Genomic DNA, 13,448 nt, shown 5'->3' with positions numbered 1-13,448 from the left:
AGTTGATCATTGTGACCGAAGCGACCGCGCACGCGGGAGCACTCAAGCGCCTGTCCGACGAGGGCGTGTCGATCTGGCTGGACGACCTGTCCCGCCGGCGGATCGAGTCCGGCGACCTGGCCGAGCTCGTCGCCACGAGGAATGTCGTCGGCGTCACCACCAATCCGTCCATCTTCCAGACCGCCATCGGCTCCGGCGAGGGCTACGAGGCGCAGCTCGCGGACCTGGCGGTGCGGGGCGTCACCGTCGACGAGGCCGTCCGCATGATGACGACCGCCGACGTCCGGGCCGCCGCCGACGTCCTGCGGCCGGTGTACGACGCCACCGGCGGCCGGGACGGCCGGGTGTCCATCGAGGTGGACCCGCGCCTGGCCCACGACACGACGGCGACCGTCGCCGAGGCCCGGCAGCTGGCCTGGCTGGTGGACCGCCCCAACGTGATGATCAAGATCCCGGCGACGAAGGCCGGCCTGCCGGCGATCACCGAGGTGATCGGCGCGGGCATCAGTGTGAACGTGACGCTGATCTTCTCGCTGGAGCGCTACCGCGAGGTGATGGACGCCTACCTCGCCGGGCTGGAGCAGGCCCAGGCGGCCGGTCACGACCTGTCCGCCATCCACTCGGTCGCGTCCTTCTTCGTCTCCCGTGTCGACTCCGAGATCGACAAGCGCCTCACGCTGCTGGGCACGGACGAGGCCCTCGCCCTCAAGGGCAGGGCGGCGCTGGCCAACGCCCGGCTGGCCTACGAGGCGTACGAAGAGGTCTTCGCCGGAGCACGCTGGCAGGCCCTGGGAGGCGCCCGGGCGAACCGGCAGCGCCCCCTTTGGGCCTCCACCGGTGTGAAGGACCCCGCCTACAAGGACACCCTGTACGTGGACGAGCTGGTCGCCCCCGGCACGGTCAACACGATGCCGGAGGCCACACTGAACGCCGTCGCCGACCACGGCGGCGTCCAGGGCGACACCGTCACCGGCGGTTACGCCCAGGCGCGCGCCGACCTGGCGGCCGTGGCCCGGCTCGGCATTGCATACGACGAGGTGGTGCGGCAACTGGAGTACGAGGGCGTGGCCAAGTTCGAGGTGGCCTGGCAGGACCTGCTGGACGCGGTCACCAAGTCCTTGAACAGCAAGGGAGTTGACGCGGAATGAGCGAGCAGATCCCCCAGACGGCCGAGCAGGAGACCATCGGCACCAAGGAGGACAAGGAGGCCCGGGCCGCCCAGGAGGCGGCCGGGGTGGAGCAGACCGGGGTGAGCGGCCACGCGGCCCCGCCCGCGGAGCACGGCGACCCCGACTTCACCAACCCGCTGCGCGATGCCCAGGACCGCCGTCTGCCCAGGATCGCCGGCCCCTCCGGGCTCGTCATCTTCGGCGTGACCGGCGACCTGTCCCGCAAGAAGCTGATGCCGGCCGTGTACGACCTGGCCAATCGCGGTCTGCTGCCGCCGGGCTTCTCGCTGGTGGGCTTCGCCCGCCGCGACTGGGAGGACCAGGACTTCGCGCAGGTGGTGCACGACGCGGTCCGTGAGCACGCCCGGACCCCGTTCCGCGAGGAGGTCTGGCAGCAGCTCTCCGAGGGCATGCGGTTCATACCGGGCGACTTCGACGACGACACGGCGTTCAAGCAGCTGCGCTCCGCCGTGGACGAGCTGGACGCCTCCCGGGGCACCGGCGGCAACTACGCCTTCTACCTCTCGGTGCCGCCCAAGTTCTTCCCCAAGGTCGTCCAGCAGCTGAAGAAGCACGGGCTGGCCGACGCCGGGGAGGACTCCTGGCGCCGTGCGGTCATCGAGAAGCCGTTCGGGCACGACCTGAAGTCGGCCGAGGAGCTCAACTCGCTCGTGCACGACGTGTTCGATCCCGAGCAGGTCTTCCGCATCGACCACTACCTCGGCAAGGAGACCGTCCAGAACATCCTGGCGCTGCGTTTCGCCAACCAGATGTTCGAGCCGATCTGGAACCGGTCGTACGTGGACCATGTGCAGATCACGATGGCCGAGGACATCGGCATCGGCGGCCGGGCCGGGTACTACGACGGCATCGGCGCCGCCCGGGACGTCATCCAGAACCACCTGCTCCAGCTGATGGCGCTCACCGCCATGGAGGAGCCGGCCGCCTTCGACGCGGCGTCGCTGCTCACCGAGAAGCTGAAGGTGCTCCGGGCCGTGCGGCTGCCGGAGGACCTGGGCAGGCACACCGTGCGCGGACAGTACGCGGACGGCTGGCAGGGCGGCACGAAGGTCAGCGGGTACCTGGAGGAGGAGGGCATCGACCAGGCCTCCACGACCGACACGTACGCCGCGGTCAAGCTCCAGGTCGACAACCGCCGCTGGGCGGGCGTCCCGTTCTACCTGCGCACCGGCAAGCGCCTGGGCCGCCGCGTCACCGAGATCGCGGTCGTGTTCCAGCGGGCCCCGCACTCCCCCTTCGACTCCACCGCGACCGAGGAGCTGGGCTCCAACGCGATCGTCATCCGCGTCCAGCCGGACGAGGGCATGACGGTCCGCTTCGGCTCCAAGGTCCCCGGCACGTCGATGGAGATCCGGGACGTGACGATGGACTTCGCCTACGGCGAGTCGTTCACCGAATCGAGCCCCGAGGCGTACGAACGACTGATCCTTGACGTGCTCCTGGGCGACGCCAACCTGTTCCCCCGTCACCAGGAAGTGGAAGAGTCCTGGAAGATCCTCGACCCGATCGAGCAGTACTGGGCCACGCACGGCCGGCCCGCGCAGTACGCCTCGGGCAGTTGGGGACCCGCGGAAGCCGACGAGATGCTCACACGAGACGGACGGAGCTGGCGCAGGCCATGAAGATCGACCTGACCGACACCACGGCAAGCAAGATCAACAAGGCGCTGGTGCAGGGCCGCCGCGCTATCGGCACACCGGCCGTGGGCATGGTCCTGACGATGGTGATCGTCACGGACGAGGAGAACGCCTACGACTCGATCAAGGCGGCCGAGGAGGCCTCGCACGAGCACCCCTCGCGCACCCTGGTCGTCATCAAGCGCCAGGCCCGCACCCCGCGCGACCGCACCCAGTCCCGGCTGGACGCCGAGGTCCGGGTCGGCGCCGACGCGGGCACCGGCGAGACGGTGGTGCTGCGCACCTACGGCGAGGTGTCCGACCACGCCGACTCGGTGGTACTGCCGCTGCTGCTGCCGGACGCGCCGGTGGTGGTCTGGTGGCCGGTGGAGGCACCCGAGGTGCCCTCGAAGGACCCGCTCGGGGCACTGGCCCAGCGGCGGATCACCGACCTGTACGCGGTCGAGAACCCCCTGGAGGCGCTCCAGACCCGGGTCCGCTCCTACGCGCCCGGCGACACCGACCTCGCCTGGACCCGGCTGACGCCCTGGCGTTCGATGCTTGCGGCGGCGCTGGACCAGGCCCGGGAACGGGTCATCTCGGCGGCCGTGGAGGCCGAGGCCGACAACCCGGCCGCCGAGCTGCTGGCCCGCTGGCTGGAGGCCCGGCTGCACGTCCGGGTCGACCGTGTGGTCACCGCCGGGCCGGTCGTGACCGCGGTCCGCCTGGGCACGGAGCGGGGCGAGATCGTCATCGACCGCCCCGAGGGGCCGCTGGCGACGCTGACCCTGCCGGGCCAGCCCCCCCGGACCCTCGCGCTGAAGGTCCGTGCCACCTCCGAGCTCATCGCCGAGGAGCTCCGGCGCCTCGACGCGGACGAGATGTACGCCATCGCCCTGAACGGTGAGGCAACCGAGGAGACCCCCGCTCATGTCTGACCCGCTGTCCGATTCCCCCGAGCTCACGCGGCGGCCCGAGTGGACCGCCCTGGAGGACCACCGCAGGGACGCCCTGCCGCAGCCGGACCTGCGTGACCTGTTCGCGGCGGACCCGGGGCGCGCCGAGCGCTACGTCGTGCACGTGGGCGATCTGCGGATCGACTACTCCAAGCACCTGGTCACGGACGAGACGCTGGCCCTGCTCCAGGAGCTGGCCGCAGCCACCGACGTGTTCGGGCTGCGCGACGCGATGTTCCGCGGCGAGAGGATCAACACCACCGAGAACCGGGCCGTGCTGCACACCGCTCTGCGGGCACCGCGCGACGCGGTGGTCGAGGTCGACGGCGAGAACGTCGTCCCGAGGGTGCACGCCGTGCTCGACAAGATGACCGCCTTCGCGGACCGGGTCCGCTCCGGCGAGTGGACCGGCCACACCGGCAAGCGCATCCGCAACGTCGTCAACATCGGCATCGGCGGCTCGGACCTGGGCCCGGCGATGGCGTACGAGGCGCTGCGGCCGTTCACGGACCGTTCGATGACGTTCCGCTTCGTGTCGAACGTGGACGGCTGCGACCTGCACGAGGCGGTCCGCGACCTGGATCCGGCGGAGACGCTGTTCATCGTCGCGTCCAAGACCTTCACCACGATCGAGACCATCACCAACGCGACCTCGGCGCGCTCCTGGCTGCTGAGCGGTCTGGGCGGCGACGACGCCGCCGTCGCCAAGCACTTCGTCGCCCTGTCGACGAACGCCGAGAAGGTCGCCGCGTTCGGCATCGACACCGACAACATGTTCGAGTTCTGGGACTGGGTCGGCGGCCGCTACTCGTACGACTCCGCGATCGGCCTGTCCCTGATGATCGCCATCGGCCCGGACCGGTTCCGGGAGATGCTGGACGGCTTCCGCATCGTCGACGAGCACTTCCGCAACGCCCCCGCGGAGGCCAACGCCCCTCTCATCATGGGTCTGCTGGGCATCTGGTACGGCAACTTCCACGACGCCCAGTCGCACGCGGTGCTGCCGTACAGCCACTACCTGTCCAAGTTCACCGCCTACCTCCAGCAGCTCGACATGGAGTCCAACGGCAAGTCGGTGGACCGTCAGGGGCGTCCCGTCCGGTGGCAGACGGGGCCGGTGGTGTGGGGCACGCCCGGCACCAACGGGCAGCACGCCTACTACCAGCTCATCCACCAGGGCACGAAGCTGATCCCGGCCGACCTGATCGGCTTCGCCCGGCCGGTCGCCGAGCTGAGCGACGAGCTCAAGGCGCAGCACGACCTGCTGATGGCCAACCTGTTCGCCCAGGGGCAGGCGCTCGCCTTCGGCAAGACCGCCGAGGAGGTGCGGGCCGAGGGCGTGCCCGAGGAGCAGGTCCCGCACCGCACCTTCAAGGGCAACCACCCCAACACGACGATCCTGGCCACCGAACTGACGCCGTCGGTCCTGGGCCAGCTGGTCGCCCTCTACGAGCACAAGGTGTTCGTGCAGGGCGCGGTCTGGAACATCGACTCCTTCGACCAGTGGGGCGTCGAACTCGGCAAGGTCCTCGCCAAGCGCGTCGAGCCCGCCCTGACCGAGGGCGCCGACGTCCCCGGTCTCGACCCGTCCACGGCCGCGCTGGTGGCCGCCTACCGCAATCTTCGGGAAGTGAACTGACATGCAGATCGGTCTTGTGGGTCTCGGCAAGATGGGCGGCAACATGCGCGAGCGCCTGCGCAACGCCGGCCACACCGTCGTCGGCTACGACACCAACCCCGAGAAGTCCGACGTCGCCAGCCTGGCCGACCTCGTCAACGCGCTGGACGCGCCGCGCACCATCTGGGTCATGGTCCCGGCCGGCGGCCCCACCCAGCACGTCATCGACCAGCTGGGGTACCTCCTCAAGCCGTGGGACACGGTCGTCGACGGCGGCAACTCCCGCTGGACGGACGACGAGAAGCACGCCGAGGAGCTGAGCAAGCACGGCATCGGCTTCGTCGACGCGGGCGTCTCCGGCGGTGTGTGGGGGCTGAAGAACGGCTACGCCCTGATGGTCGGCGGCGAGAAGGAGCACGTCGACCGGTTGCAGCCGATCTTCGAGGCGCTCAAGCCCGAGGGCCCGTACGGCTACGTCCACGCGGGCAAGGTGGGCGCCGGGCACTTCGCGAAGATGGTCCACAACGGCATCGAGTACGCCATGATGCAGGCCTACGCCGAGGGCTGGGAGCTGCTGGAGGCCGTGGACTCGGTGGACAACGTCCGCGAGGTGTTCCGCTCCTGGCAGGACGGCACCGTCATCCGGTCCTGGCTGCTCGACCTCGCGGTCAACGCGCTCGACGAGGACGAGCACCTGGAGAACCTCCGGGGATTCGCCCAGGACTCCGGCGAGGGGCGCTGGACCGTGGAGGCCGCGATCGACAACTCCGTGCCGCTGCCCGCGATCACCGCGTCCCTCTTCTCCCGGTTCGCCTCCCGGCAGGACGACTCGCCGCAGATGAAGATGATCGCGGCGCTGCGCAACCAGTTCGGCGGGCACGCCGTCGAGTCGGCGAAGAAGGCGTGACACTGTGGGAGATCTGCTGCTGGTCCGCCACGGCGAGACGGAGTGGAGCCGGAGCGGACAGCACACCAGCTTCACCGACCTGCCCCTCACCCCGCGCGGTGAGGAGCAGGCCAGGTCGCTGGCGCCCCTCCTGGCCGGGCGCGACTTCGCGCTGATCCTCACCAGCCCCCTCGGCCGCGCCCGGCGCACCGCCGAACTGGCGGGCCTGACGGGCGCCGGCCGGGAAGCGGACCTGCACGAGTGGCACTACGGCGCCTACGAGGGCGTCACCACCGAGGAGATACACCGCACCCGCCCCGACTGGAACCTGTGGACCCACGGCGCGCCGCCCGGATCCGACGGCAGTCCGGGCGAGTCCCCGGAGGAGGTCGGCAAGCGCGCCGACCGTGTGCTGGCCCGGGTGACGGCCGCGCTGCCCGAAGGCGATGTGACGCTGGTGGCCCACGGTCACTTCCTGCGCGTCCTGACGGCCCGCCGGCTGGGTCTGACAGCCGCCGAGGGACGGCTGTTCCGGCTGGAGACGGGCACGGTCAGCCGGCTGTCGACCGAGCACGGGCGACCGGTGATCGAGGAGTGGAACACGCGGGCGTGACCGGTCCCTGCCGGGGGCGGGTTGACAGCCCCCGGCCGGGACGCCAGAGTCCCCGCTGATGGAGATCGACAACATGACGCCCGCCGAGGAGCGGGTGTGGCGCGCCTTTCCGCGTGGCCAGGACGTGGACTTCCGGGGGCCGGCGGAGGAGTTTGCGGAGCGAGGCGCGGACTGGGGCCCCGAACGGACCGTACGCGCGTCCGTGTTACGGGCCCTGCTGCTGAGCGCGCCCCAGGAGGACGGTGAGATAGCCGCCCTGAGGCTGGCGGGGGCGCGGATCACCGGGGTGCTCAGCCTCCAGTACGCCGAGATCGGCCACGCCGTCCGCCTGAGCGACTGCTACTTCGAGGACGTCCCCGTGCTGTACGCGGCGAGGCTGCGTCAGCTCAACCTGCGCGGCTCCGTCCTGCCCGGCCTGGACGCCGCCACCGTACGGGTGGACGGGGTCCTGCGGATGACGGACTGTCTGTTCGACGGGCCCGTACGGCTCGGCGGGGCGCAGATCGCCGGGGCGCTGTTCATGGACGGGGCCGGCATCGACGCGCCGCCCGCCGGTCAGCCCGCGCTCCAGCTGAACCACGTGACCGTCGGGGACGGCCTGTCGGCGCCGGGCCTGCGCGCCCGGGGCGAGGTGCGTCTGACGGGAGCGTCGGTCGCCGGGTCGATCACCCTCAACGAAGCCCGGCTGGAGACCGGAGCGGGTGAGGTCGCGCTCGACGCCGAGACGCTCGCGGTGGAGGGCGACGTCCTCCTGCGGGGCGTGGACGTGCGCGGCTGGATAGGCCTGCGCGGTGCCCGTGTCGCGGGCCGCCTCGACCTGTCGCACGCGCGCCTGTCCAACCCCGGGGACGCGGCGCTGCGCGCGAGCAGCTGCACGGTCGGGGAGCTCTGGGTGCGCCGGAGCCCGCCCATGGAGGGCACGCTCAACCTGCGCCGCACCCACCTGGACGTGCTGTTCCTGGAACCGGAAGCGGTACCGGAGGAGGTTCTGCTCGACAGCCTCGTCTACACCTCCCTCTCCCCGCACGAACCCGCGGAGCGCCGCCTGGAGATGCTGGAGCGGGACGGCGAGGGCTATGTCCCGCACGCCTACGAGCAGTTGACCGCCGCCTACCGCCGGATCGGCGACGACCAGGCCGCCCGCCTCGTCCAGCTCGCCAAGCAGCGCCGCCACCGCGGCACCCTGCCCTGGTACGGCAGGGTGTGGGGCTACGTGCAGGACGCCACCGTCGGCTACGGCTTCCGCCCGCTGCGGGCCGCGGCCTGGCTGGTGTCGCTGCTCGTGATCGGCTCCGTCACCTACGCACTGCACCACCCGCAGCCGCTGAAGGCGGACGAGGCCCCGCAGTTCAACCCGGTGTTCTACACGTTCGACCTGCTGCTGCCGGTGATCTCCTTCGGGCAGGAGGGAGCGTTCGCCCCCACCGGGGGATACCAGTGGCTCGCCTATGCCCTCGTGCTCACGGGCTGGCTCCTCGCCACCACCGTCCTCACCGGCATCACCCGGACCGTCAGCCGCCAGTGAGCGCCCGCACCGCGTGCTGGGCCGCCAGCCGTACCGGTGCGTTGGCGGCGCCGTAGCCCCGGTAGCCGTCGTCACGCTGGACCAGCTCGAAGAAGACGCGGCCGACGGTGCGGGTGTAGCAGTGCAGGAAGCCGCCGTCGGCGTCGCGGTCGTAGAGGATGCCGAGGTCGCGATAGGTCTCCAGCGCCCCGTCGGGGAACTCGTAGCGGGCGGCGAGGTCGTCGTGGTAATTCGCCGGGACCGGCAGCAGACCGCCGCCGGCGTCACGGAAGCGGCGGGCCGCGGCGACCACGTCGTCGGTGGCCAGCGCGATGTGCTGGGCGTGCACGGTGTCGTCCGTGGGCGCGGCACCGACGGTGAGGGCGATCCGGACGCTGCAGTCGGCGTTGGTGACGGCGCGGCTGCGCAGCAGGCCGTAGGGGTCGGCGACGTCCACGCTCTCCTGGCCGTGCAGGCCGAGCACACCGCGGTGGAACAGGGCCGCCTCGTCGAAGTGGTGCCAGGGCTGGGTGAGGGCGAGGTGGTCGATGCGGCGGATGCCCTTCGGCGCTGGTTCCTCGCCCGTGTCCACGAAGTCGGCCCGCCAGTCGGGCAGGCCCGGGCGGCCGGTGGCGCAGAAGAACAGCTCCGTGCCGTCGGGGGCGGCGACCGCGTCGAGCGGGACGTCCTCGGGTGCCCGGCGGCGGGGCAGGACGGGAGCCAGCAGCGCCTCGGCGCGCCGGGCCGCCGCGGCGGGGTCCGGTGACTCGAGCCCGATCGCGGCGAGCTGGGTGCCGTCGCGGCGGACGACGGGCCCGGTGTTGACGAGGATCCGGGCGTCCCCCTGCTCCCAGAGGGCGACGGGCTTGCCGCGGTGGCGGGCGGTGCGGGTGAATCCCAGGGCGCCGAGGAGGGCGGTGAGGGGTTCGGCGTCCGGCGTGACCAGCTCGGCGAAGGCGATGCCGGTGGGGACGACCGGCTCGGGCAGCGGTGCCCGGCCCACCGTCTCCTGGAGGACCAGCAGGGAGCGCCGGGCGTCGACGGCGGTCGGACCGGCCTCGGCCTGCCGGAAGACGTCGTTGAACACCTCCAGGGAGAGCGGGCCGTCGTAGCCGGTGGCCAGGACGTGTCGCAGCAGCCCGGCGACGTCGAAGCCGCCCTGGCCGGGGAAGCAGCGGTAGTGGCGGCTCCACTGGAGGACGTCCATGGCGAGCAGCGGGGCGTCCGCGAGCTGGAGGAAGAAGATCTTCTCGCCCGGGATGTCCTCGATGCCCTTCGGGTCCGAGCCGCGGGACAGGATGTGGAAGCTGTCGAGGCAGGTGCCGAGGGCGGGGTGATCGGCCGACTCGACGATGCGCCAGGCGTGGTCGTACGTGCTGACGTGGCGACCCCAGGCGAGTGCCTCGTAGGCCACCCGGACGCCGGAGTCCCGGGCGAGGTCGGCGAGCCGGCTCAGCTGCTCGGCGGCCAGGGCGTCGTCGTCCACCGCCCGCGGGGAGACGCTGGAGCAGACGAGAACCGTGTCGGCGCCGAGCCTGCGCATCAGCTCGAACTTGTGCCGGGCCCGCCGCAGGTTCCTGGCGAACTCGTCCTCGGGGACGGCCTCGACGTCCCGCATCGGCTGGAAGAGGTCGACGGTGAGGCCGAGGTCGGCGCAGCGGGCGCGGATCTCCTCGGGGGTGAGGGGGCAGGCCAGCAGGTCGTTCTCGAAGATCTCCACCCCGTCGAAGCCGGCCCGGGCGGCGGCCGTGAGCTTCTCGGTGAGGGATCCGCTGAGGGAGACGGTGGCGATGGACGTGCGCACGTCGGTACCTCTCTCTAGTGCCGAGCCCCTACGGCCCCGGCCAGTTCGGTCAGGTCCGCCAGCATGCGTGCGGCGTCGGGTTCCCGGCCGGTGAACAGACGGAACGCGTCGGCGGCCTGGAAGGCGGCCATGCCGCCGCCGTCGAGGGTGGCGCAGCCCAGCGCGCGGGCGGTGCGCAGCAGTTCGGTCTCCAGCGGGCGGTAGACCACCTCGGCGACCCAGAGCCCGGGGCGGAGCAGCTCGGCGGGCAGGGGAAGGCCGGGGTGGGCGGCCATGCCGGTCGGCGTGGCGTGCACGATGCCGTCGGCATGGGCGAGCAGCTCGGCCTGCCGGTCCGGGGAGGCGGCGGCCGCGCGCCCCGGACCGAAGGCGCGGTTCAGGGAGTCGGCCAGGGCGGCGGCCCGCTCGGGCAGGGCGTCGACGAGGGTGATCCGCTCGGCGCCGAGGGTCAGCGTGGCGTGTGCGACGGCCGCGCCCGCACCGCCGGCGCCCAGCTGGACGACCCGCTCCAGGGGCGCGTCGGGCAGTCCCCGCGCGAAGGACGCGGCGAAGCCGGTGACGTCGGTGTTGTGGCCGACGGCGCGGCCGTCCTCGAAGACGACGGTGTTGACCGCGCCCAGCGCCTCCGCCTGGGGGGCGAGCGCGTCCAGGTGCTCGATGACGAGCTGTTTGCAGGGGTGCGTGATGTTGAGCCCGTCGAAACCGAGGTCGCGGGCGGCGCGCACCAGCTCGCCCACCGCCTCCGGTGGCACACCGAGCGTCTCGATGTCGATCAGCCGGTAGAGCAGGCGCAGCCCCTGCCGGTCGGCCTCCCCCTCGTGCAGCGCCGGGCTGAGTGACGGGCCGATGCCGGAACCGATCAGTCCGACGAGATACGAGTCCTTGGGCACGCGGGCCTCCCGAGCGGCTGTCTAATGTACGAACTAGTACGTTAGCTATATCAGTCGAGCACGGGCTCGTGAAGACCCCGTGGGCGGACGGGCTCCGGCTTCTACAATCACCGGCACCGGCCCCTCCGCCCGAAGGAACCTGATGACCAGCGTCGAAGAACCGGCACGTCCTGGCGAGCGCGAGCGCGTCCGTGACGCCGCCCGCACCCAGGCCGAGATCCTCGACGTCGCCACGCAGGAGTTCGCCCGGGCCGGCTACGACGGCGCGCGGGTGGACGAGATCGCCGCCCGCACCCGCACCACGAAGCGGATGATCTACTACTACTTCGGCGGCAAGGAACAGCTGTTCACCACGGTGCTGGAGCGGGCCTACACCGTCATCCGCGAGGCCGAGCAAGAGCTCGACGTCGAGCATCTGGACCCGGTGGCGGCCATCCGGCGCCTGGCCGAGGTGACCTTCGACCACCACGAGCAGCACCCGGACTTCATCCGCCTGGTCAGCATCGAGAACATCCACGAGGCGCACCACATCGCGGCCTCCGAGAAGCTCGGGCGGATCGGCTCCCCCGCGCTGGACGTGATCCGCCGCATCCTGGAGGAAGGCCGCAGGTCGGGGCTGTTCACGACCGATGTCGACGCCGTCGACCTGCACGCGATGATCTCCTCGTTCTGCTTCTTCCGGGTCTCCAACCGGCACACCTTCGGCGCGCTGTTCGGCCGTGACCTGGTCGACCCGGCGCAGCGCGCGCACTACCGCACCATGCTGGGCGACATGGTGATCGCGTACCTCACGGCGGAGCGCGCCTCGGACTGAAACATCCGGTGCGCGACCTCTTGACACCGGCGGCACCCGGGCGCAGCATCACTCGCCAACCCCTAGTAACTATCCAGTGGGTTAATTAGCCGCGATCCGACAGTCCCCCTCCGCACCGTCCTTTCGCTCACTCCGCCTATGGTGGAGCCCCCTAAGGAGCCGCCGTGTCCGTCCCCGCCACGCCCCGAGGGGCCGCCGCCCCGCCCGGTCAGCCCAGAAAAGCCGCGACCGCCGCCTGGGTCGGCAGCGCGCTGGAGTACTACGACTTCTTCATCTACGGCAGCGCCGCGGCGCTGATCTTCCCCGAGGTGTTCTTCGACGAGTCCGACCCGGCCACGGCGACCCTGCTGTCGCTGGCCACGTTCGGCGTCGCGTACGCCGCCCGTCCGGTCGGCGCGCTGGTCCTCGGGCACTTCGGGGACAAGCTCGGCCGCAAGAAGATCATGGTCTTCACGCTGATGCTGATGGGCCTGTCGACGTTCCTCATCGGCTGTCTGCCGACCCGGGCCCAGGTCGGCACCCTCGCGCCGGTCCTGCTGGTGCTGTGCCGGGTGCTCCAGGGCATCTCGGCGGCGGGTGAGCAGGCCAGCGCCAACTCCATGACGCTGGAGCACGCGCCGCCGGGCCGGCGCGGCTTCTTCACCAGCTTCACCCTCAGCGGCACACAGGGCGGCCAGCTGCTGGCCACCCTGGTCTTCATCCCGGTCGCCGCGCTGCCCGAGGAGCAGTTGCTGTCCTGGGGCTGGCGGGTGCCGTTCTGGCTGAGCGTCGCGGTCGCCGTCGTCGGCTACGTCATCCGCCGCAAGCTGGACGAGACCCCGGCCTTCGCCCAGCAGGCCGCCGAGGAGGGGGTCGTCAAGCTGCCGCTCGTGGTGCTGCTGCGCGAGCACTGGGCGGACGTGCTGCGGGTGATCGCGGGCGCGCTCATCGCCTCGGTCAGCACGATCTTCACGGTGTGGGCGCTGGCGTACGCCACGAGCGACGCGGTCGGCATGTCCCGCACCGCCATGCTGTGGGTGGGGGCCCTGGCCAACGTCGTCGCACTCGCCGCGATCCCGCTGTGGGCCACGCTGGCCGACCGGATCGGCCGCCGCCCGGTGTTCCTGGTCGGCGCGGCCGGCAGCGCGGTGACGATGTTCCTCTACCTCTGGGCGGTCTCCACCGGCTCCTACCCGCTGACCTTCCTGACCGGCGTCCTCTGCTTCGGCGTGGTCTACAGCGCCGCGAACGGCGTGTGGCCGGCCTTCTACGGTGAGATGTTCAGGACCCGGGTGCGGCTGTCCGGGGTGGCCATCGGCACACAGATCGGTTTCGCGGCGGCCGGCTTCGCGGTGACGTTCGCCGCGCAGATCGCCGGCCCGGACGGCGACGACTGGTCGGCGGTGGCCCTGTTCACGGCGGCACTGTGCGTGCCGCCGGTCATCGCCGCACTGTCAGCCCGTGAGACGCATCGGGTTCCGACGGAGCGGCTCGGGGTGCGCGCGACCCGGGAGGCCGGTCAGCCGGAGAAGGTGACCGCCTGACCTCCCGAGAGCTGCCTGTCGTACCGGTCCGGTA

Annotated in this window: 11 protein-coding genes; 9 read left to right on the top strand and 2 right to left on the bottom strand. The window is 71.5% G+C overall.

Annotation, left to right across the window (positions count from 1 at the left end):
- Positions 1 to 2: 2 nt before the first annotated feature.
- The 7 genes from tal to SSQG_RS32670 are packed head-to-tail and all read left to right on the top strand — an operon-like array spanning position 3 to position 8,404.
- A complete protein-coding gene (tal, locus tag SSQG_RS32700) occupies positions 3 to 1,148 on the top strand; it encodes a transaldolase (protein WP_003994246.1) in 1,146 nt (381 codons plus the stop codon).
- Complete coding sequence (zwf, locus tag SSQG_RS32695) at positions 1,145 to 2,812, top strand: glucose-6-phosphate dehydrogenase (RefSeq protein WP_003994245.1); 1,668 nt, start codon at positions 1,145 to 1,147, stop codon at positions 2,810 to 2,812. Before tal ends, zwf begins: the two co-directional genes overlap by 4 nt.
- A complete protein-coding gene (gene opcA / locus SSQG_RS32690) occupies positions 2,809 to 3,744 on the top strand; it encodes a glucose-6-phosphate dehydrogenase assembly protein OpcA (protein ID WP_003994244.1) in 936 nt (311 codons plus the stop codon). Before zwf ends, opcA begins: the two co-directional genes overlap by 4 nt.
- Positions 3,745 to 3,748: 4 nt before the next feature.
- Entirely contained in the window at positions 3,749 to 5,401 is a 1,653-nt protein-coding gene (gene pgi / locus SSQG_RS32685) for a glucose-6-phosphate isomerase (protein WP_003994243.1), read from the top strand.
- A 1-nt stretch (position 5,402) separates the two neighbouring features.
- Positions 5,403 to 6,287: a phosphogluconate dehydrogenase (NAD(+)-dependent, decarboxylating) gene (gene gnd / locus SSQG_RS32680; RefSeq protein WP_003994242.1), complete on the top strand. Its 885-nt coding sequence runs from the start codon at positions 5,403 to 5,405 to the stop codon at positions 6,285 to 6,287.
- A gap of 4 nt (positions 6,288 to 6,291) precedes the next feature.
- Entirely contained in the window at positions 6,292 to 6,879 is a 588-nt protein-coding gene (locus SSQG_RS32675; protein WP_003994241.1) for a histidine phosphatase family protein, read from the top strand.
- 58 nt (positions 6,880 to 6,937) lie between these two features.
- Positions 6,938 to 8,404 carry a hypothetical protein gene (locus SSQG_RS32670; protein WP_003994240.1) on the top strand — a complete coding sequence of 489 codons (1,467 nt, stop codon included), beginning with the start codon at positions 6,938 to 6,940 and terminating at the stop codon, positions 8,402 to 8,404.
- Here SSQG_RS32670 and SSQG_RS32665 read toward each other — a convergent pair.
- A complete protein-coding gene (locus SSQG_RS32665) occupies positions 8,391 to 10,187 on the bottom strand; it encodes a bifunctional sugar phosphate isomerase/epimerase/4-hydroxyphenylpyruvate dioxygenase family protein (protein WP_003994239.1) in 1,797 nt (598 codons plus the stop codon). The two genes, SSQG_RS32670 and SSQG_RS32665, sit on opposite strands and share 14 nt — an antisense overlap.
- A 14-nt stretch (positions 10,188 to 10,201) precedes the next feature.
- Positions 10,202 to 11,077, bottom strand: a complete 876-nt coding sequence (locus tag SSQG_RS32660; protein WP_003994238.1) for a shikimate dehydrogenase — start codon at positions 11,075 to 11,077, stop codon at positions 10,202 to 10,204.
- A gap of 142 nt (positions 11,078 to 11,219) precedes the next feature.
- Here SSQG_RS32660 and SSQG_RS32655 point away from each other — a divergent pair, with 142 nt between their 5' ends.
- Together SSQG_RS32655 and SSQG_RS32650 are read left to right on the top strand one after the other, a co-directional pair.
- Positions 11,220 to 11,891 (top strand): TetR/AcrR family transcriptional regulator, encoded by a 672-nt coding sequence (locus SSQG_RS32655; protein ID WP_003994237.1) that lies wholly within the window; start codon positions 11,220 to 11,222, stop codon positions 11,889 to 11,891.
- Between the two features lie 164 nt (positions 11,892 to 12,055).
- The gene (locus SSQG_RS32650; RefSeq protein WP_003994236.1) at positions 12,056 to 13,414 is read left to right on the top strand and encodes an MFS transporter; all 1,359 of its coding nucleotides are present in this window, start codon (positions 12,056 to 12,058) and stop codon (positions 13,412 to 13,414) included.
- Positions 13,415 to 13,448: the final 34 nt, after the last annotated feature.

Origin of the sequence: Streptomyces viridochromogenes DSM 40736, from assembly GCF_000158955.1 — a bacterium.
Classification (GTDB): domain Bacteria; phylum Actinomycetota; class Actinomycetes; order Streptomycetales; family Streptomycetaceae; genus Streptomyces; species Streptomyces venetus.
This window is presented reverse-complemented; position numbering and strand designations above follow the sequence as displayed.